Annotated in this window: 22 protein-coding genes; 13 read left to right on the top strand and 9 right to left on the bottom strand. The window is 63.0% G+C overall.

The genetic code is table 11. From position 1 onward, the window contains the following. Positions 1 to 168 precede the first annotated feature (168 nt). The 4 genes from PJL15_RS20855 to PJL15_RS20840 all read left to right on the top strand — a co-directional run bounded on the left by PJL15_RS20855 (position 169) and on the right by PJL15_RS20840 (position 2,893). Positions 169 to 648: a Dps family protein gene (locus PJL15_RS20855; protein ID WP_281453046.1), complete on the top strand. Its 480-nt coding sequence runs from the start codon at positions 169 to 171 to the stop codon at positions 646 to 648. Positions 649 to 689: 41 nt separating this feature from the next. After that, positions 690 to 1,646: a DNA topoisomerase IB gene (locus tag PJL15_RS20850; protein ID WP_281453045.1), complete on the top strand. Its 957-nt coding sequence runs from the start codon at positions 690 to 692 to the stop codon at positions 1,644 to 1,646. A gap of 97 nt (positions 1,647 to 1,743) precedes the next feature. Continuing rightward, on the top strand, positions 1,744 to 2,301 hold the full coding sequence (locus PJL15_RS20845; protein WP_281453044.1) for a hypothetical protein: 558 nt from the start codon (positions 1,744 to 1,746) through the stop codon (positions 2,299 to 2,301). 4 nt (positions 2,302 to 2,305) lie between these two features. After that, on the top strand, positions 2,306 to 2,893 hold the full coding sequence (locus PJL15_RS20840; protein WP_281453043.1) for a TetR/AcrR family transcriptional regulator: 588 nt from the start codon (positions 2,306 to 2,308) through the stop codon (positions 2,891 to 2,893). A gap of 86 nt (positions 2,894 to 2,979) precedes the next feature. Here PJL15_RS20840 and PJL15_RS20835 read toward each other — a convergent pair whose 3' ends face one another. The 5 genes from PJL15_RS20835 to PJL15_RS20815 all read right to left on the bottom strand — a co-directional run bounded on the left by PJL15_RS20835 (position 2,980) and on the right by PJL15_RS20815 (position 8,150). Further along, positions 2,980 to 3,258, bottom strand: coding sequence for an HPr family phosphocarrier protein (locus PJL15_RS20835; RefSeq protein ID WP_024819123.1), 279 nt, complete (start codon positions 3,256 to 3,258; stop codon positions 2,980 to 2,982). A gap of 39 nt (positions 3,259 to 3,297) precedes the next feature. Further along, positions 3,298 to 5,334: a PTS fructose transporter subunit IIABC gene (locus PJL15_RS20830; RefSeq protein WP_281453042.1), complete on the bottom strand. Its 2,037-nt coding sequence runs from the start codon at positions 5,332 to 5,334 to the stop codon at positions 3,298 to 3,300. 2 nt (positions 5,335 to 5,336) lie between these two features. Continuing rightward, a complete protein-coding gene (locus PJL15_RS20825; RefSeq protein WP_281453041.1) occupies positions 5,337 to 6,323 on the bottom strand; it encodes a 1-phosphofructokinase family hexose kinase in 987 nt (328 codons plus the stop codon). Then, the gene (locus PJL15_RS20820; RefSeq protein WP_281453040.1) at positions 6,320 to 7,111 is read right to left on the bottom strand and encodes a DeoR/GlpR family DNA-binding transcription regulator; all 792 of its coding nucleotides are present in this window, start codon (positions 7,109 to 7,111) and stop codon (positions 6,320 to 6,322) included. The genes PJL15_RS20825 and PJL15_RS20820 overlap by 4 nt, the downstream gene beginning before the upstream one ends. A 706-nt stretch (positions 7,112 to 7,817) precedes the next feature. After that, positions 7,818 to 8,150, bottom strand: a complete 333-nt coding sequence (locus PJL15_RS20815; RefSeq protein ID WP_281453039.1) for a hypothetical protein — start codon at positions 8,148 to 8,150, stop codon at positions 7,818 to 7,820. A gap of 278 nt (positions 8,151 to 8,428) precedes the next feature. On the opposite strand from PJL15_RS20815, the gene PJL15_RS20810 reads away from it, so the two are divergent. The 3 genes from PJL15_RS20810 (at position 8,429) to PJL15_RS20800 (ending at position 11,049) form a co-directional block, all read left to right on the top strand. Further along, positions 8,429 to 9,202: a GAF and ANTAR domain-containing protein gene (locus PJL15_RS20810; protein ID WP_281453038.1), complete on the top strand. Its 774-nt coding sequence runs from the start codon at positions 8,429 to 8,431 to the stop codon at positions 9,200 to 9,202. Positions 9,203 to 9,418: 216 nt separating this feature from the next. Next, a complete protein-coding gene (locus tag PJL15_RS20805; protein ID WP_281453037.1) occupies positions 9,419 to 9,874 on the top strand; it encodes a hypothetical protein in 456 nt (151 codons plus the stop codon). A 38-nt stretch (positions 9,875 to 9,912) separates the two neighbouring features. Then, a complete protein-coding gene (locus PJL15_RS20800; RefSeq protein WP_281453036.1) occupies positions 9,913 to 11,049 on the top strand; it encodes a glutamate--cysteine ligase 2 in 1,137 nt (378 codons plus the stop codon). A 100-nt stretch (positions 11,050 to 11,149) separates the two neighbouring features. Here PJL15_RS20800 and PJL15_RS20795 read toward each other — a convergent pair whose 3' ends face one another. Together PJL15_RS20795 and PJL15_RS20790 are read right to left on the bottom strand one after the other, a co-directional pair. Then, on the bottom strand, positions 11,150 to 11,551 hold the full coding sequence (locus tag PJL15_RS20795) for a VOC family protein (protein ID WP_281453035.1): 402 nt from the start codon (positions 11,549 to 11,551) through the stop codon (positions 11,150 to 11,152). 48 nt (positions 11,552 to 11,599) lie between these two features. After that, complete coding sequence (locus tag PJL15_RS20790; protein ID WP_281453034.1) at positions 11,600 to 12,022, bottom strand: helix-turn-helix transcriptional regulator; 423 nt, start codon at positions 12,020 to 12,022, stop codon at positions 11,600 to 11,602. Positions 12,023 to 12,048: 26 nt separating this feature from the next. Between PJL15_RS20790 and PJL15_RS20785 the strand changes: the two genes are divergently transcribed. From PJL15_RS20785 to PJL15_RS20770, 4 genes are all read left to right on the top strand, one after another. Continuing rightward, positions 12,049 to 12,666 carry an alpha/beta hydrolase gene (locus tag PJL15_RS20785; RefSeq protein ID WP_281453033.1) on the top strand — a complete coding sequence of 206 codons (618 nt, stop codon included), beginning with the start codon at positions 12,049 to 12,051 and terminating at the stop codon, positions 12,664 to 12,666. Between the two features lie 204 nt (positions 12,667 to 12,870). After that, a complete protein-coding gene (locus PJL15_RS20780) occupies positions 12,871 to 13,872 on the top strand; it encodes a LacI family DNA-binding transcriptional regulator (protein ID WP_281453032.1) in 1,002 nt (333 codons plus the stop codon). Positions 13,873 to 13,880: 8 nt separating this feature from the next. Further along, positions 13,881 to 14,612: an HAD family hydrolase gene (locus PJL15_RS20775; protein ID WP_281453031.1), complete on the top strand. Its 732-nt coding sequence runs from the start codon at positions 13,881 to 13,883 to the stop codon at positions 14,610 to 14,612. Positions 14,613 to 14,642: 30 nt separating this feature from the next. Continuing rightward, the gene (locus PJL15_RS20770) at positions 14,643 to 16,997 is read left to right on the top strand and encodes a glycoside hydrolase family 65 protein (protein ID WP_281453030.1); all 2,355 of its coding nucleotides are present in this window, start codon (positions 14,643 to 14,645) and stop codon (positions 16,995 to 16,997) included. 3 nt (positions 16,998 to 17,000) lie between these two features. Here the strand turns inward: PJL15_RS20770 and PJL15_RS20765 are convergent, their stop codons facing one another. After that, the gene (locus PJL15_RS20765) at positions 17,001 to 17,192 is read right to left on the bottom strand and encodes a YegP family protein (protein ID WP_281453029.1); all 192 of its coding nucleotides are present in this window, start codon (positions 17,190 to 17,192) and stop codon (positions 17,001 to 17,003) included. Further along, positions 17,193 to 17,576: a hypothetical protein gene (locus tag PJL15_RS20760; protein ID WP_281453028.1), complete on the bottom strand. Its 384-nt coding sequence runs from the start codon at positions 17,574 to 17,576 to the stop codon at positions 17,193 to 17,195. Positions 17,577 to 17,696: 120 nt separating this feature from the next. Here PJL15_RS20760 and PJL15_RS20755 point away from each other — a divergent pair, with 120 nt between their 5' ends. Together PJL15_RS20755 and PJL15_RS20750 are read left to right on the top strand one after the other, a co-directional pair. Beyond that, positions 17,697 to 18,449, top strand: coding sequence for a class I SAM-dependent DNA methyltransferase (locus PJL15_RS20755; protein ID WP_281453027.1), 753 nt, complete (start codon positions 17,697 to 17,699; stop codon positions 18,447 to 18,449). A 179-nt stretch (positions 18,450 to 18,628) separates the two neighbouring features. After that, positions 18,629 to 19,753 (top strand): hypothetical protein, encoded by a 1,125-nt coding sequence (locus PJL15_RS20750; protein ID WP_281453026.1) that lies wholly within the window; start codon positions 18,629 to 18,631, stop codon positions 19,751 to 19,753. Positions 19,754 to 19,919: the final 166 nt, after the last annotated feature.

Raw genomic sequence — 19,919 nt, 5'->3', positions numbered from 1 at the left:
GGCCTCACCGGTGGTGAAGTTCGCCAGTCGTGAACAGCAACACTCATCATTGTACTACTAAGCACCCTTATGAAAGGCTTATTGAAGTCGTCATCCGATGATTGGGCAGTCGCTGCAGATATCCTGTGGCGCGTTATTGGCTCACATGAACGTCCGAGAGAGGAACACATGAAAGCGTCACAGCAGCTTGCAGACAACCTTCAAATCGTCCTGACCGACCTCATCGAGCTGCAGCTCCAGGGGAAACAGGCACACTGGAACATCGTGGGACCGAACTTCCGCGATCTCCACCTCCAATTGGACGAACTGGTCCTGGCCACCCGGCAGTTCGCTGATGACACCGCCGAGCGCATGCGTGCCCTTCATGCCCTCCCGGACGGCCGCAGTGCGACCATCGCCAAGGGAACCCGCCTTGAAGAATTTCCGGCCGGCCTGGTCAGCACCAAGAACGCCGTCAAGTTGGTGACCGACCGCGTGGAACGCGCCGTGCAGACCATGCGTGACGTTCACGACGAGGTTGACGAGGAAGATCCGACGACGGCGGACCTGCTGCACGCGTTTATTGCCCGCCTTGAGCAGCTGGTGTGGATGATCAACGCAGAAATCATGAGCGCCGGCGCTGCCGTGACGGACCCGGACGAGGCCTGACCAACAAGCGGACCGGCTGAGCGCAGACAAGGCAGCAGGCCATGCCACGGCTGAAGAGAAGTGACCTTTCCGGGCCCGGCATCGTCCGCCGAAAGGTGGGAACGGGGTTCAGCTACCGCCATCCTGACGGGAGCCTGGTCAGCAAAGAGGATCGCCAGCGCATCAATGCGCTGGCGATCCCGCCTGCGTGGACCGATGTATGGATCAGTCCTTACGAGCACGGCCACATCCTGGCTACGGGAATCGACGGAGCCGGTCGCAGCCAGTACATCTACCACCCGCGCTGGCGGGAGCGTAAGGACACCGAAAAATTCATCCGGGCCGCCAAACTTGGCTTGGTCCTGCCAACTGTCCGCCGGAACGTCACTGTCCACCTGCAGGACCAGGAAGATCCGAGGCAGCAAACCTTGGCAGCAGCGGTGCGGCTCATGGACTTGGGTGCGCTCCGCGTTGGATCCGAGGTGTACATGAAGCAAAACGGTTCCTACGGGCTGACCACGCTCCGGTGCCGCCACGCCCGTGTGGAGGGGCCGGATGTTTTCCTCAAGTTCCCCGGCAAGAGCGGCCACCTGTGGGACACGTCCATCCACGATCCCGCTCTTGCTGCCTTCCTCGAACCGCTGGCGGAGCGTCCCGGCAAGGAGCGGTTGCTTGCGTACCGGGACAATGGAGCCTGGGTAAACGTGGACGGCTCCATGCTCAACGAATATCTCCGGGGCATCGCCGGAGAAGCCTACTCATCCAAGGACTTCCGGACCTGGAAAGGCACTGCGGCCGCGGCCCTGTGCCTCATCAAATCAGGCCACAAGGGAACTCCCCGTCAGGCGATTACGAGGGCCATCAAGGAAGCCTCCGAACTCCTGGGCAACACCCCGTCTGTGGCCCGTTCCTCCTACGTTGACCCCCGGATCATAGAGGCGTACCTCGCGGGTGAGCTCAAGGAGGTCAAGCCCACGGAGGCGTCAGTTGCGGCTTTCCTGAACGGCGAGGGCTCATAGTCCCCTGACGCCGGTTTGCCAACCCCCGATATATCGACACTTTTATGAGTACACTCGTACTAATAAAAATGGAACACCGGATGTTTGGGGGAAACACATGGTCCTGCTCGCGATCGTTGTCTGCGAAGTTGCTTTCTGGGTAGCTATTCTTGCCGGGCTCGCAGCGCGGTATCTCCTGCGGCGTCCCCGCCTGGGTGCAGCTTTCCTGGTCCTTGCTCCGGTGATCGATGCTGTCCTGCTTGCCTTGGTCGCCATCGATCTCCTTGGTGGTGGTACGGCCTCGTGGCACCACGGACTTGCCGCAATCTATATTGGCGTCTCGGTTGCGTACGGCAAGCGGATGGTGGCGTGGGCTGATGGGCACTTCCAGCACCGGTTTGCCGGCGGCCCCGTGCCCGAACGGCTCACGGGAACCCGCTACACGGTCAAGTGCTGGCGGGATGTGCTCCTTACGGCACTGGCGGTTGCCATCGCTGCGGCCACACTGGGAGCTATCATTTTCCTGGTCAACGACGCTGAACGAACCACAGCGCTATCGGACTTCTTCCGCATCCTGGGCATCATCTTCGCCATCGACTTCCTCTGGGCACTGAGTTACACGATTTGGCCGAAGAAAGCCGCCCCCGCATTGCCCACTCCTACTCCGTCGCGCTGAAACCATGCCCAAGAGAATCGACGCAGAGGCGCGCACTGCAGCAATTGCGGAAGCGTCCTTACGTGTCCTTGAACGCGATGGCCTCTCTGGCCTTTCAGTCCGCGGGGTGGCAGCGGAAGCGGGTATAGCTGCCGCGTCGCTGCGCCGGGCGTTTGCCACACAGCATGCCCTGCGGGAGTTCTGCCTGGAACTCATTGAGGACCGGGTAAAGGCCAGAATCGCCGCCCTTGAGCTAACTGGCCGCCCTCTCGTTGAAGGATTACTCCTGCAGTTGCTTCCCCTCGACAAGGAACGGCGCCTGGAACTCGTTGCACAGGTTCAGCTCGGCGTCCTTTCCCTTACCGACACTGCCCTTAGGCCTGCTGCGATCAGGCTGAGCGACGGCGTTGCCCGCGTATGCCACATCGCCGTGGAGGTGCTGACGGAAACGGGTCAATTCCACCAAGGACGCGATCCCGAGTATGAAGCACAGCGGTTGCGTGCGCTCTTGGATGGACTCGCGATGCAGGGGTTGTGGAGCGGGGAACTGTCCGAGGCGGGTCCAATACTCGAAATGCTCACGCGCCATCTCGACGAGCTCGCCCGCCCGTAATAGATGCCGACAGGGAAAGAGCCTGGCGGCACCCAATCACAGGTGCGGCCAGGCTCTTTTCACAGCGCTGAGCGGTGAACGTGTCCTTACTCGGCGTCGTGGTCCGTTTCGAGGATCTTGACCAGGCTGTCCAGTGCTGCGTCCGCACCTTCGCCTTCGGCCCGGAGCACCACGACGTCGCCGTGGGAAGCCCCCAGGCTCATGAGGGACAGGATGCTCGCGGCGTCCATGGCGTCATCGGCGGGCTCTCCCTGGCGGGCGATGGTGACATCGATGTCCAGGTCTCCCGCAGCTTCGGCGAAGATGGCTGCCGGACGGGCGTGGAGGCCGACGCGGCTTGCAATGGTGGCTGTACGTTCAGGCATTGGTGCTCCTTTGTGGTGGTGGGTGGCTTCGTGGGAAGTCTAGACGCTGACGGTTGCCGGAGTCGCTTCTGCCTCAACCGGCTTCTTCACGGCCCAACGCTTCAGGGCGATGACCAGCAGCGCGGTAATGACTACACCCACTGCGATCGAGAGGAAGAACAGCAGGAAGTTGTCGATCGCGAAGAAGACAAACAGGCCGCCGTGCGGAGCCTTGGAGGTGACGCCGAAGGCCATTGACAGTGCACCGGTTACGGCGCCGCCAACCATGCTGGCCGGGATGACGCGGAGGGGGTCGGCTGCGGCGAACGGGATGGCGCCTTCCGAGATGAACGAGGCTCCAAGGAGCCAGGCTGCCTTGCCGTTTTCACGCTCGGCCAGGGAGAAGAGCTTCTTGTCCAGCACGGTTGCCAGGGCCATGGCCAGCGGCGGAACCATGCCGGCTGCCATAACGGCTGCCATGATCTGCCACGGAGCCTGGTTGGTGACGCTGGCGGCACCGAGGCCTGCAACAGCAAAGGCATAAGCGACCTTGTTGACGGGTCCACCGAGGTCGAAGCACATCATGAGGCCAAGGATGATGCCGAGGACGATTGCGCCGGCACCGGTGAGGCTGGACAAGCCAGTGTTGAGGGCGTTCGTGAGGGCGACGATGGGGGCGCCCAGGATCAGGAACATCAAGCCGGACGCCACCAAGGAGGCAAGCAGCGGGATGATCACCACAGGCATCAGGCCGCGCAGCCAGCGCGGAACGTCAAGCTTGCCGATCTGGTACGCGATGTAGCCTGCGAGGAGGCCGCCGACAATACCGCCGAGGAAGCCTGCACCCATGAAGCCGGACACGGCACCGGCCACGAAGCCGGGGGCGATACCGGGACGGTCCGCGATCGCGTAGGCGATGTAGCCCGCAAGCGCAGGGACAAGGAAGCCGAGGGACAGGGCGCCGATCTTGAAGAGGACCGCACCGATGTAGGCACCCAGGGGGCCCCAGGCGTTGTCCGGGAAAGCGGTGGGCAGGTTGAAGATGCTGTTCTCAACAACGATCTTGTCTGCGAAGTTGGTGATCAGGTAGCCGCCCATGAGGAACCCGAGGGCAATCAGCAGGCCGCCACCGGCAACGAACGGAATCATGTAGGAGACGCCGGTAAGGAGTGCGCGCTTGAGGTTCTGGCCGATGTGCTCGCCCTTTTCCTCCTCGGCGCGCTCTGCCTGCTCTTCCGCACCAAAATGCGGGACGCGGCGGGCATGGGGGTCGTCAGCGGCCGCAAGGGCTTCCTGGACCATCTTGGTTGGCTCGTCGATACCGCGCTTGACGGGAGCATTGATGACCGGCTTGCCGGCGAAGCGCTCCTTGCCGCGGACATCGACGTCGACGGCGAAAATCACCGCGTCAGCCGCAGCGATCACCGCCGGGTCCAGCGGCTTTGCGCCGGAGGAACCCTGCGTCTCGACCTGCAGGTCGACGCCCATTTCCTGTGCCGCGGCGACCAGGGAATCAGCGGCCATGTACGTGTGGGCGATGCCGGTTGGGCAAGCGGTTACTGCCACGATGCGCTTGGGTGCGGCAGCCGCCGTCGTGCTGGCTGCCGGAGCTGCCTCAGGGGCCGGTGCAGCGTGCGCGGCTGGCTTGTCCGCCAGGGCACCATCCACCAGTTCTACTATCTCTTCAGGGGAAGATGCCGCGCGGAGAGAAGCCGTGAAGTCCTTTTTGATGAGCGAGCGTGCGAGCTTGGAGAGCAGTTTCAGGTGTTCCTGGTCTGCGCCGTCCGGGGCTGCAATGAAGAAGATGAGGTCCGCTGGGCCGTCCTTGGCGCCGAAATCCACCTTGTGGCTGAGGCGGGCCATGGCCAGTGCCGGTTCCTTGACAGCTGCCGAGCGGCAGTGCGGGATGGCGATTCCGCCCGGGACGCCGGTGGCGGTCTTCTGTTCGCGGGCGAAGGCGTCGGCGAACAGGCCTTCAACCTCGGTGGCACGGCCAGCGGCGGCAACTTTGCCGGCCAGGACGCGGATGACGTCGGCAGGGGAGTCGCCCAGGTTCTGGTCGAGGGTGACCAATTGGGGTGTGATCAGCTGGGTCACTGTTAGTCCTTCTGGAGGGCCGTGATGGTTACGGCGTCGGGGGTTGTCTGGTGGACTGCAGGGACAGTGGAGCCCGGCAGTGAAGCAGCAGCGGCACCATGTGCCACGGCCTGACGGAGGCAGTCCTGTGCGGAACCGCCCTGGGTTGCGGCCAGCAGGTAGCCGGCCAGGGAGGAATCCCCGGCGCCTACCGTGCTGACTGCCTTGATTGGCGGATGCGTGGCGAGCCACGCTCCGTCTGCGGTCACCAGGACTGCGCCCTTGGACCCGAGTGTTGCTAGAACTGCGCCCACACCGCTGGCGACGACGGCGGCAGCGGCCTCGGCCGCTTTGGCCGGGTCCGCTTCCAGTTGCTCAGCTGTGGAGACGTTGGTGAATCCGGCGGCGGCGGCAAGCTCGGCGAGCTCTTCCGCGTTCGGCTTGAGGAGGTCCGGCTTTCCGGCGGCGTCGCCCACCAGGGCTGCCGCAAGCGGAGCCCCGGAGGAGTCGATGGCGATGCCGGGGGCGGCCGTTCCATCCGCGACCGACCGGAGCCGGCGCGCGATTGTGGCGTAGAAATCCGCAGGGACTCCTGGTGGGAGCGAGCCTGCGAGAACCACCCAGCTGGCGCCACGGGAGCGCTCCAGCAGCAGCCCGATCAGGGCTTCCTGCTGTTCGCCGCTCAGCTCCGGGCCGGGTTCGTTGATTTTGGTGGTGACGCCATCCGGTTCGGTGAGCGTGACGTTGCTGCGCAGCGCCTGACCGATCGGCAGCGCCGCAAACGGAACGCCGCCGTCGTGCAGTCCGGAAAGGACGGGGTCAGAATCCGCACCCGGGAGGACTGCCAGCGTTTCGAGGCCGGAGGCAACGAGCGCCCGTGAAACGTTGACGCCCTTTCCGCCGGATTCCTGATGGACAGCGACGGCGCGCTGTACCTCGCCGCGGGCCAGGGCTCCCGGCAGTTCCACGGTCCGGTCCAGGCTGGGGTTGGCCGTCAACGTGACGATCATGCGACCACCACGTCTACGCCGGCGTCGGCCAAGGCCGCCGCGAGTTCAGCCGAGGGCTGCTGGTCAGTAATCAAGGTGTCGACATCCTTCAACGTGGCGAACTGGACCAGGGTTTCGGCATCCAGCTTGGACGAGTCGGCCAGGGCCACAACGCGGCGGGCCGACTTGACGAAGGCGGCTTTCACCGCGGCTTCCTCGGGGTCGGGCGTGCTGAGCCCGAAGACGGAGTGGATCCCGTTGGCTCCCACGAACGCGATGTCCGGCCGGAGCTTGTAGGCGGCTTCCACGGTGGACTGTCCGACGGCGGCCTGCGTCAGTCCGCGGACACGGCCACCCAGGATCTGGAGGGCGACGCCCGGGGTGGAGGAGAGCTTGCCGGCAATCGGGATGGCGTGCGTGATGACCACCAGTTCGTCGTTGCCGTTGGCTGATGGGGTCCGCTGGGCCAGCAGGTCCGCGAGGGTCTCCGTGGTGGAGCCCGCGTCCAGCAGGATGCTGCCGGTGGTGGGTTCGGGGATCAGGGCCAGGGCTGCGTTGGCGATGCGGAGTTTTTCGACCTGGCGCTGCACTGCGCGCTCAAGGATGCTTTCCTCCCGGGTGCTGAGGCGGTCGGAGGGGACCGCGCCACCGTGGACCCTGCGGAGGTTTCCGGAGACCTCAAGTGCTGCGAGGTCGCGGCGGATGGTTTCAGTGGTGATGCTGAAACGGTCGGCGAGGTCGGTGACGCTCACCCGTCCGCGCTCTGCGACGAGTGCGGAGATCAGTTGTTGGCGTTCTTCTGCGAACACTTACCCTCCATTGCGGTAAAGCCAGGTTTTCGTTGCAGGCACTTGCGTGACTGCTGTCACAACGATGTGGAATTGCTTGACTCTATCTTTGTTTGTGTTGGGAAGTCAATAGAAATCAACATAAACAAAGATTGGAGTGCTGTCCTGGCTCCAGACACGATGAAAGGGCATGCCATGCTCCCTGTAGCGCGACATGCCCCTCTATCGGATCCTGACTGGGGGATATGCCAGGATCCGGTCTTTTGGTGGGAACCAACCCCTACATTGGCGGCGGGTTTCCCGGCCCGGGGAGCGGCGGAACCGCTGGGCCGGGGGTGGGGCCAGGCCCGGGGGTGGGTTCGGGGACGGGCGGCGGGCCCGGTTCCGGCAAGGGAACCGGCTCAGGCGTCGGCCCGGGCTCCCGGGTTGGATCGGGATGTGACGGGTCCGGGGGAAACTCGCCCATCAGGCGCTCTTCCGCCGTGAAGAATGGGTTGTTGGCCGGAGGCTTCCCTGTCCGCTTGACGGGTAACGGCCCGAATCCCATCCTGAGCCCGGATAGTCGATGGGCAGGTTGTCAGGGTCCGGCGGATCCGGCAGCTTGTGCTTGCCGTGTTGACCCAGCCCTCGGGTGGTTGACGGCTCCCTCTTCTGTGATTCTGCGTGCATGCTATCCCTTCCGGTAGCTCCAGAATTACTGCTTCGCCTCATGGTTGCCTCCGTCATCTCAGTCCGGAATTTCCATCCGGAAGCCACAATGACAGCCAAGAATCCGCGTGTTGATGAGAACCTCGTACATCCGCAGCCGGCCCCCGGGCTTCAGCACCAAGGGGGTTTGTATCCTCCGGAGCTCGCAGCTGCTGGTCTTCATGGGTTCGCCGCAGTGAAGATACTGACCGCCGAACTGAAGTACGCCCTGGGAGATGCCAGGCCGGTTGAGTACCGCGGCGACCCTCTGGACGGAGGCAATCTGCTGGTAGGAATACCTGCAGACGTGGCATTCATAAGCCACATCCACCATGTTGGGGGCCGGTGGATAGTGGGACTGGATCGAATTCACCAGCAGATGCTTGTCCGTGTTGCACCGGGTACACCAAAGAGGCTCGTCGGGAGGTTGGTGGGCTTCGTCCGGGACTCTGGACGTTGGCTGGGCCGGCATGGGTCTGTACCTCGGCATCAAAAAATGCGGGTCGCCCGTCTGCATGAGCTGTAAAGCCTGGTCCTGCAAAAGCGGGACTTTAGCTAGATTGTGCACATAGGTGCACGGCATATGCAAGGATTCTGTTGTCATTCCCCAAAGGGGTGACAGCCAGTGACCCGACGATCGTAAACTAAGGCATGGACGAAATGAACGTTGAATTGGCGCTGCCTGATGCCGCCTCGGCGCCCGACGAAGTTTCGGTGCCTGAGCGCCTTCAGGACCTTGTTATCGACAGCGAAGACGTGGGTGGATTCCTCGAAGATCTGGCTGTTTTCTCTGCGGCCGCAGTGTCCAAAGCGGTCGGCATGAACGTGCATTGTGGCATCACGCTGAGTCGTCGGAGACGAACGGCCACCGTGGCAGGCAGCACCCATGAAGCCAGGCTGATCGACGAAGTCCAGCAGGCTTACGGCGATGGCCCCTGCCTGGAGGCCCTGCGGAGCCACGCCACAGTGCATGTGCCTGACACATCCACGGAGGGGCGTTGGCCCGATTACTGCAAGGTCATCGCGGAACGCGGTCACCTTTCGGCCCTTTGCGTTCCCCTGGAATTGGACGAAGGCGCTACTGCTGCCCTGAATTTTTTCGCTCCGCAACTGGACGCCTTCGACGACGCCACCATCCAGAACTGCGAGCTATACGCCAGCCAGGCCGAACGCTCCCTGCGCCTGGCTGTCCGGATCGGCGTGAAGCAGCAGCACGCCGACGACCTCCAAGATGCGATGCAGTCCAGGACTGTGATCGACCTCGCCTGCGGAATCATCATGGGACAGAACCGCTGCAGCCAGGACGACGCCTTCCAGATCCTCAAAAAGGCCTCGAGTGCCCGGAACCAGAAGCTCCGCGACGTGGCTGAATCACTGATCAAGAGCGTGGCGAAGGAGTCGCCCGTAGCTCATTTCGAGCCCTGATTCGATTCCTGCCCTTGGTCCCGGGCTGTCCGATGACTTGTGACGCCCGCCACTGGTGAACTACATTTTAGGTGGGTTAAGCAGATAGCCCTTGGAGCCTCATGACGTGGTGCCATCCCGGATGGTCCAAGAACTGCACTTAGAGCCGTGGCCATTATCGGCCGGCCCGCAGCGTCAATGCATGGTGGCTCCTTGGAGTAACAAAGGAGAATGGCAATGACGCTTGGATCCCTTCCCGTACCGAAACCTTCACAGGGGTCGAAGACCGACCCCGTCAAGGCCGAAGCCCGGCCCTGGTGCACCGTGTGCGGCACTGATTCCTACATTTTTGTGGAGACGGTGGTGGAAGCAGAACCACACCAGTCCGAAGTGGTCGATGTCAGCTACACCTGCAGCGAATGCGATACGTTCTACGCCCACCCCGTCCGCTTGGCGACGCTGGTGCCGGAGATCCAAGAGGAATTCCTTTCCACAGCTGCAGCGGGCCTCTGGTTCAGCTGCACCCATTGCGGTGATCCCATGACCTTGGGACGCCCAACTGAACGAGTGATTGAAGCCCCCAGGAGCACAGAAGACCCTGAAAGCCCCAATCTCCTAGAGGTGTACTTGCAGACCCAAGTGCTGCATTGCCGTTGCGGTTTCCAAATGGAGGTTCCACGCCACGTCGGATAACCGCCGTCTCTGAGTAATCCATAGAGGGAGGGGTGGGAATGCGCACGTTTGGCGTGGAGGAGGAACTGCTGATTGCCGATCCATCGGACGGCATGCCCTTGGCCCTGGCCGCGGACATCCTGGACGTGGCTGCTGCGGACGGCGGGGATGCCGGTGCTGATGCCGCTTCGCTGAAATCGGAATTCAAGCAGGAACAGATCGAAGTCAACTCCCGTCCTTGCCGCACTGCTGCGGAGCTCCGGGCGGAAATCCGGGCAGGTCGGGCTTTGTCGGACAAGGCGGCGAGGACAGTCGGTGCGCGGGTGGCGGCGCTGGCTACGCCGCCTGTTTTCCACGCGACGCCCACCCTGGGAAATCAGCGCTACGCCGCGATGGGCACGGAATTCGGGCTGATTTCGCGGGAGCAACTTACGTGTGGATTCCACGTCCACGTCTCGATCGAATCGCCGGAGGAAGGCGTTGGCGTCCTGGATCGGATGCGTCACTGGCTGCCCGTGTTGCTAGCGTTGAGTGCCAACTCCCCGTTCTGGATGGGAGCCGACACTGGTTTCGCGAGCTACCGGACGCAAATTTGGAACCGCTGGCCTACCGCCGGGCCCATGGACGTCTTTGGCTCTGCCGATGGCTACCGCGAAGTGCTGGAAGCGCTTTTGGGTACCGGAGTTCCGATGGACGAGGGCATGATCTACTTCGACGCACGCCTGTCCAGGGGCCATCCAACGGTTGAACTACGGATCGCGGACGTCTGCCTCTATGCCGAAGACGCCCTTACCCTCGCGGTGATCGCACGCGGCCTTGTGGAGACGTCGGCGGTGGAGTGGCGGCGCGGCGATCCGCCGTCGAGCGCTTTGACCCATGTCATCCGCATGGCCAACTGGAAAGCCAGCCGCTTTGGCATCAACCGCGAACTGCTGCACCCGCTGGAGCAGAGTCCTGCCGTGGCCCCGGAGGTTGCCGGCGCCCTGCTGCGCCACATCAAGCCGGCCTTGACCAGGGCCGGCGACCTCGCACTCGCCCGGACCGGGGTGGCCAACATCCTGCGTCGCGGCTCGGGCGAGCGGCTGCAGCGCCAGGCTTACGCGCGACGCAGGCGGCTGTCCGACGTCGTGACCGCTGCCATCGCGTCCACGCACCAGGACGGTGAACTCTCCGACGCCGGCGTCTTGAGCCTCTGACTGCCAGGGGCCGACGACTGCCAAAGGTCCGACGGCGGCGGGCCGGAACCGCCGTCGTCGGACCCTCTGTTTGGCTGCTGTCTGTTCGCCTGTTGCGCGGTCAGCCCTGGTTGATGCGGATCATGTTGCCGGAGGGGTCGCGGAAGGCGCAGTCGCGCGGGCCCCACGGCTGGTCGATCGGCTCCTGGAGGACCTCGGCGCCGGACGCGCGGAGCTTCTCGAAAGTGCCGTCGAGATCGTCCGTGTTGAAGACGAGCATTGGCATGACGCCCTTGGTGAGGAGCTCCTGGATCGCGTCCCCGTCGGCCTGGGAGCGGCCGGCGTGCGGCGGAGACAACACCAGTTCAAGGTCCGGCTGTGCATCGCTGCCCAAGGTCACCCAGCGCTGGCCGTCGGAGCCGACGTCGTTGCGGACCGCCAGGCCGAGGGCGTCGCGATAGAAGGCGAGCGACTCATCGACGTCGTTGACTGTGACGTGTGCGTACTTCAATGAAATGTTCATGAATCACACGCTATTGCAGCTGCGGAGCGTGCGCTTCTTCAATCCTGCTCAGATTGTTGTTGCCCTTGTGCCGGGCTTCCTGTCGGGGCGGGTGTGCTGTTTGGCGATGCAGTTGGGCATGGCTTTTACTGCGTGGTGCTCCCGCGAGCGGTACTCGCTTGGCGTGATCCCCACGATTTCGGTGAAACGGCTGCTGAAGGAACCCAAGGAGGTACAGCCCACTTCCATGCAGGCATCGGTGACGCTGGTCCCAGCGCGCAGCAAGGCCATGGCCCGCTCGATCCGCCGGGTCATCAGGTAGTTGTAGGGCGACTCTCCGTAGGCGGCCTTGAATTGGCGGGAGAAATGGGCCGGTGACATGAGGGCGCCGGCGGCCATGGTGGGCACGTCCAATGGACGCGCGTATTCGCGGTCAATGAAGTCGCGGGCGCGCCGCAGATGGGCCAGGTTGGCCAATTCCTGCGGTGTCATGGCGTCAGTCTACTAGGCTCATGCCCATGGATTCAGTGGTCTGGTCAAAGCCCGAAAATGAGCGCAAAGGCACCCCGTTGCTGGTGATGCTCCACGGTTATGGAACCAGTGAACAGCGCATGGTGGACCTTTTTGACCACTTGCCACCCGCCTTCACGTGCGCGGCGTTGCGCGGACCGAAGGTCATTGGCGACGACTATGGCTGGTTCCTCCTGGACTACTTCCTCACCAACGACTTTGCCGATGTGATCGCTTCCACCAATGCGGTGTTCGACTGGATCAACTCCGTGAGGGACAACCACAGCAGCGTAAGCTTGCTGGGCTATTCGCAGGGCATGGCCATGGCCAGCACCCTCCTGCGCTTGCGGCCGGCGTCCTTCAAAGCCACCGTGGGCCTGTCCGGATTTGTCCTGGACAACGACCTCCTGGCCCTGAGTGAATCGTTCGACGCGCCACCCCCGTTCTTCTGGGGCAGGGACAAAGCGGACCCAGTCATTAACGAGGACGCCATTGCCCACACTGAGGAGTGGTTGAACGCCAACACGGCACTGACGGCGCGAACCTACCCCGGGATGGGCCACAGGATCGAGCCCGCCGAACTGGTGGATGTCAGCGCGTTCCTGAAGTACTACGTGTTGGGCTAGCGCTGGATTAGAAGGCATTTCCGCCCGGTAATCAAACCTGTTGGTGAGATTCACGTCACAATTTCGCATTCAGTCCCACTCTATTGAATGACAAAATTGTAAGCGCTTACACTTTTGGCTGGTGTCCCGCTGCGGGATGCGCGCCAAGGCGTTGAGCGGGAATGGAAAGGGTTGAGGCCGTGTTGCATGGTTAGGACTGACAGGGTGACAATCCAGGACGTAGCGGTCCTGTCCGGATTGTCGATTTGCACGGTGTCCCGGGCCCTGAGGAAGCTCCCCAACGTTTCCGAAAAAGCCCAGGTGCGGGTGGCCGAAGCCGCCAGCAAGCTTGGCTACAAAGCCTCTGCCGCCGCATCCAGGTTGGCCGGCGGAGTTACGGGATCGGTGGCTATTGTTGCCCCCACCGCCACATCGTGGTTCTTCGCCCAAGCCGTGGAAGCCGCGGAGGAGGTTCTCGGCGACAGTGGTTATGACACGGTCCTGATCAGCCTCCGCAACAAGGCCAGTGTCCGCAGGCAGTTCTTTGAAAACCTGGAAAATTTCGCCCAGCGGGTCGACGGTCTGCTGCTGCTCAACATTGACGTCGACCCCGATGAAATGGAAGCGTTGAAGGCCTGCGGGTTGGCGATAGCCAGCGTGGGTATGCGCCATGTTCCGTGGGACAATGTAGGTATCGATGACGAACACGCTGCCTGGCAGGCAACCCAACACCTGCTGGGGCTGGGCCATTGGGACTTGGCCGTTCTCTCGAGCAATGAACACTCCGTTGTGACTGAGACTCCTCGGTTCCGTGGCTTCAAGCGTGCGCTGGATGAACACCACCTCACCGTCCACCCGGACCTTGTGGTGGCTGCGGGGCCGAGTATCGACGACGGCCGGCGGGCCATGGCTGAGCTCATCACCCGCGGTGCCAGGCCCACTGCAGTGTTTGCCCACTGCGACGAGGCCGCTTTCGGTGCCCTGACGGCGCTCCGCGAGTACGGCTTGTCCGTGCCCAAAAACGTGTCCGTGATCGGTTTGGACGACCACCCCATGAGCGGGTTCCTTGGCCTGAGCACCGTCGCGCAGCCGGTAGCCGACCAAGGCGCCTTCGCGGCGAACCTGCTGTGCGAACGACTCTTGAATAACGAATCCCCCCATCAACCCTCCAACCACTTGCTCGATACCAAGCTCATCGAACGCAAAACCACGCGCCACAAGCGCTGAACGGAACAATGCACATGACTGATCTTCGTAATGCCTGGACGGGCGCCTCGGCGCTGTTGTTCGACCTCGACGGCGTGCTGACGCCAACTGCAGTGGTGCACGAACAGGCGTGGCAGGAACTCTTTGACGGCTACCTCGCCGGAATCGGGAACGAGCAGGGCTACCAGGAAAGCGACTACTTCGACCACATCGATGGCAAGCCGCGCTTTGATGGCGTGCGGGACTTCCTGACCTCCCGCGGCATCACCCTGCCGGAAGGGCCCACGGACGATGCTCCCAGCAACCAGACGGTCCAGGGCCTTGGCAACCGCAAGAACGCCATCTTCAACGAGATCGTGGACACGCGCGGCGTCGAGCCGTACGAAGGATCCGTCAAATTCATCAACGCGGCCCTGGAACGGGGACTCAAGGTCGCGGTCGTCTCCTCGTCAAGGAACGCCCCAGCCGTGCTGAAAGCTGCGGGACTCGACCACCACTTCGAGGTAGTAGTCGACGGCCAGGTGGCTGCCGGCGTCGGACTTCCCGGCAAGCCGGATCCGGCAACGTATGTGTACGCCGCAGGACTCCTGGGCCTGCCCGTGGAGGAATGCATCGTGGTCGAAGATGCGGTGTCCGGTGTGCAGGCCGGCGCGGGTGCTCCCTTTTACGCAGTGATCGGCGTTGACCGCGGAGCGGGCCGGCAAACCCTGCTGGCCTCCGGCGCCACGCTTGTGGTCGATGACCTCTACGAACTTCTCTGACCCTACTTTTTCTAAGGACTTCAACCGCCCATGGCACTCATCAGCTCCGATCGGCTGCGTTTCCCCTGCGAGCCCTGGAAGCTTGTGGAAAACATCCACGTTCCCGGTGACGAGGGAACACTGGAAACGCTGTTCGCGCTTGGCAACGGCCACCTCGGCATCCGCGGTTCCCACTCGACGGCCGGAGACAGCGAGCTCCCCGGCACGTTCATCAATGGTTTCCACGAGATCTGGGACATCAAGCACGCCGAGAATGCTTACGGTTTCGCCAGGACAGGCCAGCGCATCGTCTACGTCCCGGATGCCAACAACTTCACGATTTCCATCGACGGCGAGGCCCTGAGCCTGGCCGAGTCCACGGTGGTGGACTATCACCGCAGTGTGGACTTTTCCACCGGCATTTATGAGGAACGCATTGTGTGGGCCTGCCGGTCCGGCGCTACCGTCACCACGGTTGAGCGCCGCGCCGTCGGGTTCGATTCCCGCGGATGCCTTGGCCTTGAACTGTCGCTCACAGCGGACCGTGACGTGTCCGCGGACATCACCTCCGGCGTCGTGAACCGCCAGGACCAGCCTGTGGAGGACCACTCGGTCCATGACCCCCGCCGCTCCGGGCGGCACGCAGGCCGGGTACTGCTGCCACTGCACCTGCAGGGTGCCGACGGCTCGCTGCGCCTCGCGTGGGAGACCTCCGAATCACGCCAGCGCGTGGCGATGGCTGTGGACCACTGGATTTCCGCCGAGGGCCAGCCCTTCGAAACGCTGGTGGCCGAAGACGAATCGTCCGTCCGCTATGTTTTGGCCATCCACGACGGCGACACGTTCCGTCTGGAGAAGTCGGTCAGCTACGTCGTGGCCGGGTCCTCTGACGCGGAAGACCGCGGGGAGAGCCTGGCTGCGGACGCGGAAGCCAACTTGGTGCCTTTCCCGGAAATCCTTGACCAGAGCAAAGCGCATTACGAGGAATACTGGACCACGGCCGACATCTCGATCGGCGGGCAGCCGGAAATGCAGCAGGCAGTGCGCTGGGGACTCTTCCAACTGGCCCAGGCCACCGCGCGCGCTGGAGTTGCAGGGATTCCCGCCAAGGGCGTCAGCGGTTCAGGCTATGAAGGCCACTATTTCTGGGACCAGGAGGTCTACCTCCTGCCCTACCTGACGTACACCAACCCCTGCGGTGCCCGTAAGGTGCTGGAATCACGCCATGCAATGCTGCCGGACGCCCGCGTTCGCGCCAAGGAACTCAGCGTGGACGGTGCGTTGTTCCCGTGGCGCACCATCAACGGCCTGGAAGCCAGCGCCTACTACGCGGCAGGTACTGCCCAGTTCCACATTGCCGCGGCCATTGCGTTTGCCGCCAACCGGTACCAGTGGGCCAGCGGCGATGACACGTTCAGCGCAGAGCTGGGTGCCGACCTGTTGATCGAAACGGCACGCATGTGGGCCTCGCTGGGCTTCTTCGGCAAGGACGGTATGTTCCACATCCACGGCGTCACCGGCCCTGACGAGTACACGGCCGTAGTCAACGACAACCTCTACACAAACGTCATGGCACGCTTCAATCTCCGTGCCGCCGCGGCGCTGGAGCACGAGGGCATCGCCGAAACCGAACGCATGGTGTGGAGGCAGGCGGCCGAACGGATGTCGCTGCCATACGATCCCCACCTTGAGGTGTTCAGCCAGGACAACGATTTCATGACCTTGGAGCCTTGGGATTGGAACACCCCCAAGTCCAAATACCCGTTGCTCTTGAACTTCCACCCGCTGGTGATCTACCGGCACCAGGTCCTCAAGCAGGCGGACACGGTGCTGGCCATGTTCCTCCAGTGGCAGGACTTCACTGCCGAGGAAAAGCAGCGCGCCTTCGACTTCTACGACCCCATCACCACCGGCGACTCCACCCTGTCCGCATGCGTCCAGGGAATCATGGCAGCTGAAGTTGGGTACAGTGACGTCGCACTGCAGCACTTCACCGAGGCGCTGTTCATCGACCTGGACAACTCGCACGGCAACACCATCGACGGCGTCCACATTGCCTCCACCGGCGGCATCTGGAGTTCGCTGGTTTGCGGATTCGCCGGTATGCGGGACCAGGGCGAGGTTTTGCGCTTCGATCCGCGCCTGCCCGGCGAATGGGAGGGGCTGTCCTTCAGGCTCAAGGTACAAGGGCGCCTGCTCGCCGTGGATCTGGCGCAAGGGTCCATCGCGCTCAAGCTCGTCGAAGGGCCCGACTACAGTGGCGAGCCGCTGCCGGTTAAGGTGCGGGACTACGGCGTCACCGTTGGTGCCGGGACCGTCACGGTGCCGCTCGACGACGTTCCCGTCCCGCCGCCGTCGATCTTCCCCAGCGTGTTCCCCACGGCGGGCCTTCCGATCATCCGGTAGGCCTCAGGATGCCCGCGACGTGTGGTCCTCGATGAGGCCACTCGCCGCGATTTCCCGCAGCGAGTAGATGGCCCTGGCGGCCGATGCTTTGTCGTGGAAACAAATGGAAAGGGCGAGTTCTGTCCCGTCGCCATCGACGAGTCGAACGCGGCAATCCCCGCCTGATTCTTCGAACAATTCAAAATGTCCGGCCATTTACGCGGCCCCCTGCCCGGAGGTGGGCGCCTCTTGTGCAGGCGGCTGCGGCCGATCTTCCGGGGTCCGACGCCGGTCCAACTCGCTGTTGATTAGTTCCAGCAGCGCTTGGGCTGGCTCGGACAGGTGGTGGGTATCCGGAGAGCCGAGCTGGTCGCAGTGGAGGAGGACGTGGCGGATCCGCTCCAGTTCGCGGGAGGGTACCAACGGCCAGCGGTGGAACAGTTGCCTTACAGCTATCGCCCCAAGCAGGGCGTCGGGTTTGTTGGCTGGTGCACCGTGGGTTCCTTGGGTAACTGCTGCTCTTCGTCGAGCAACGGAGGCCGCGGAAGCTGCGACACCATGGGTTAGGAGAATGTTGGCTTTAAGGGAATTGGGGGCCATGAGGACCTCCCTGATAGTACGAAGGAAGCCGGCTGCGTGACTTTGAATTTAGCTTACAGAATGTGAGTTATGTCATGTCAATCGTTACGCGAGGTTGCCGGCACCTGCAATAGTGGCAGGATGACCGACCAGCAAGAACTCTGGGACGACGAAACCGCACAGCAGTACGACACTCCAGGTGAGGGCATGTTCGCCCCGGAGGTTCTGGGCCCAACCGTGCAGGTCCTGTCCGAACTCGCAGGCGACGGTGCCGCGTTGGAATTTGCCATTGGGACGGGCAGGGTAGCCGTACCGCTCTCCGAAGCCGGCGTTCGGGTGAGTGGCATAGAACTGTCCCACGCCATGATCCGGCGCCTGCGGTCGAAGGTGGACCAGGACACCGTGCCTGTGGTCCAGGGTGACATGGCCGAAGCACGGGTCGACGGGGAATTCACGCTGGCGTACTTGGTGTTCAACACCATCGCCAACCTCCTGACCCAGGACGAGCAAGTCCGTTGCTTCCAGAATGCTGCCCGTCATCTGGCGCCGGGCGGCCGTTTCGTCATCGAACTTTGGGTACCGCAACTGCGCTCGCTGCCGCCCGGACATGGGGGGACGGTGGAAGTGAGCCAACCCGGGTATCTGTTGGTGGATACCTACGATGTTCTGCGTCAGCACGTCATTTCACACCACGTGCATTTCGGGGAGGGGCTATCCGACCGCGACGCGCGGATAGGCCGGACACCGCACCGCTACATCTGGCCCAGCGAACTGGACCTGATGGCACGGCTGGCCGGGTTCGAGCTGGAATCCCGGTGGGCGGACTGGGATCGCAGCGACTTCACAGCTGAGTCGCGCGGCCACGTGTCGGTTTACCGGCTCAGCGGACGCTAGTTAGCCCGCCTGTGCAGGAGCCTCGGACACAGGTATAGTCGGCCCATGCTCTCAATGCGTCGATTTACTTGCCCCCGACCGGTCTCCGGTCGCGAGGGCTGTTTGGCGCGCGCCTAGGTCCTGGCACGGAGAGGGTCGGGGGAGGAGACCTCCACCCACACCTAACCCAAGGACCAGCAATGCCCGCATATCTCAACCCCACAGAGCTCCACAACGCCCTGACAATCAGAGACCTCTCCAACCCGAACGATGGCCCGCATGCAATGCAGCCCCTCCTCCACGACGTGCTGCGCGGCCTGCGCGAGCAGTGGGACGTGCCCCAACGACTCATCCGCCATAGTCCACTGGTCAGCGTTTCGGACAACTATGATCGGCTCGGGTTCAGCCCAGCGGACGTCACGCGCGACCAAAGATACTCCCGCTACGTCAGCCCTACCGTCATGCTGCGCAGCCACACCTCGGCCTCCATCCCGTCCTTGTTGCGCTCGCTGGATCCGGTTCGGCCTATCGACGAACTCTGGGCGATTCCAGGTCTGGTGTACCGGCGCGACGCCATCGATCGGACCCATGTAGGTACGCCCCACCAAGTCGACTTATGGCGCGTAAGTTCATTGAGGGTCCTCGACTCCAGTCACCTGCAGGAAATGGTCAGCTCATTGGTGAACGCAGTTCTGCCGGACGCGGAGTGGCGGGCAGTTCGGGCCGTTCATCCGTACACGCGAGAGGGTTTGCAGGTCGATGTCCGTATGGATGACGAGTGGCTGGAACTCGCGGAGTGCGGGCTGATGGCGCCGCAACTTTTCCTTGACGCCGGTTTGGATCCCGGGCAATGGTCGGGGTTGGCTCTTGGTATGGGCTTGGACCGGGCTCTCATGCTTCGCAAAGGCATTCCCGACATCAGGTTGCTCAGGTCCGCTGATCCCAGGATTCGGCAGCAGATGGTGGACCTCGCCCCGTGGAAATCGGTGTCCTGCATGCCGTCCATCAGCAGGGACATCTCAATAGTCGTAGCGGCGGACATGGATGCTGAATTGCTCGGGGACAGGGTGCGGATGGCCTTGGATGACCGCGCCGAGGACCTGGAAAGTGTCGAACTCCTGGCTTTGACGGCGCATGACGAGCTTCCGCCCGCGGCTAGGGACCGGTTGCAGATCCTTCCCGGGCAGGCCAACGCTCTGATTCGGCTGGTACTGCGGCCCCTGGGCCCGACGATGACCGATCCGGAGGCCAATCAACTTCGTGACGACGTCTACCTGGCCTTGCACGAGGGCCCGGTCCTGGAGCTGATCGCAAGCGGCGCCTAGCTGTACTCGGCCAGCAGGTTGGTTACATCGTGAAAGGGCGAAGACCTCTTAGGTTGGTGGTTACCACACACACCGAACGACTAAGAGGTCTTCATGGTCCACCGTAATGCCCGCCTGACTCCCACCGGTAGAAGGATCCTTGTCCAGCGTGTTCTGCAGGGCCGCC

Origin of the sequence: Paenarthrobacter nitroguajacolicus (genome assembly GCF_029952445.1) — a bacterium.
GTDB classification, from domain to species: domain Bacteria; phylum Actinomycetota; class Actinomycetes; order Actinomycetales; family Micrococcaceae; genus Arthrobacter; species Arthrobacter nitroguajacolicus_B.
Note: the sequence above shows the minus strand (reverse complement) of the source record. Positions and strands in the feature narration are given on the sequence as shown.

What these genes read in the sequence shown, in the direction of transcription:
- PJL15_RS20855 (WP_281453046.1), top strand. Translation starts at nt 169, where the DNA reads ATGAAAGCGTCACAGCAGCTTGCAGACAACCTTCAAATCGTCCTGACC.
- PJL15_RS20850 (WP_281453045.1), top strand. Translation starts at nt 690, where the DNA reads ATGCCACGGCTGAAGAGAAGTGACCTTTCCGGGCCCGGCATCGTCCGC.
- PJL15_RS20845 (WP_281453044.1), top strand. Translation starts at nt 1,744, where the DNA reads ATGGTCCTGCTCGCGATCGTTGTCTGCGAAGTTGCTTTCTGGGTAGCT.
- PJL15_RS20840 (WP_281453043.1), top strand. Translation starts at nt 2,306, where the DNA reads ATGCCCAAGAGAATCGACGCAGAGGCGCGCACTGCAGCAATTGCGGAA.
- PJL15_RS20835 (WP_024819123.1), bottom strand. Translation starts at nt 3,258, where the DNA reads ATGCCTGAACGTACAGCCACCATTGCAAGCCGCGTCGGCCTCCACGCC.
- PJL15_RS20825 (WP_281453041.1), bottom strand. Translation starts at nt 6,323, where the DNA reads ATGATCGTCACGTTGACGGCCAACCCCAGCCTGGACCGGACCGTGGAA.
- PJL15_RS20810 (WP_281453038.1), top strand. Translation starts at nt 8,429, where the DNA reads ATGGACGAAATGAACGTTGAATTGGCGCTGCCTGATGCCGCCTCGGCG.
- PJL15_RS20805 (WP_281453037.1), top strand. Translation starts at nt 9,419, where the DNA reads ATGACGCTTGGATCCCTTCCCGTACCGAAACCTTCACAGGGGTCGAAG.
- PJL15_RS20800 (WP_281453036.1), top strand. Translation starts at nt 9,913, where the DNA reads ATGCGCACGTTTGGCGTGGAGGAGGAACTGCTGATTGCCGATCCATCG.
- PJL15_RS20795 (WP_281453035.1), bottom strand. Translation starts at nt 11,551, where the DNA reads ATGAACATTTCATTGAAGTACGCACACGTCACAGTCAACGACGTCGAT.
- PJL15_RS20790 (WP_281453034.1), bottom strand. Translation starts at nt 12,022, where the DNA reads ATGACACCGCAGGAATTGGCCAACCTGGCCCATCTGCGGCGCGCCCGC.
- PJL15_RS20785 (WP_281453033.1), top strand. Translation starts at nt 12,049, where the DNA reads ATGGATTCAGTGGTCTGGTCAAAGCCCGAAAATGAGCGCAAAGGCACC.
- PJL15_RS20775 (WP_281453031.1), top strand. Translation starts at nt 13,881, where the DNA reads ATGCACATGACTGATCTTCGTAATGCCTGGACGGGCGCCTCGGCGCTG.
- PJL15_RS20770 (WP_281453030.1), top strand. Translation starts at nt 14,643, where the DNA reads ATGGCACTCATCAGCTCCGATCGGCTGCGTTTCCCCTGCGAGCCCTGG.
- PJL15_RS20765 (WP_281453029.1), bottom strand. Translation starts at nt 17,192, where the DNA reads ATGGCCGGACATTTTGAATTGTTCGAAGAATCAGGCGGGGATTGCCGC.
- PJL15_RS20760 (WP_281453028.1), bottom strand. Translation starts at nt 17,576, where the DNA reads ATGGCCCCCAATTCCCTTAAAGCCAACATTCTCCTAACCCATGGTGTC.
- PJL15_RS20755 (WP_281453027.1), top strand. Translation starts at nt 17,697, where the DNA reads ATGACCGACCAGCAAGAACTCTGGGACGACGAAACCGCACAGCAGTAC.
- PJL15_RS20750 (WP_281453026.1), top strand. Translation starts at nt 18,629, where the DNA reads ATGCCCGCATATCTCAACCCCACAGAGCTCCACAACGCCCTGACAATC.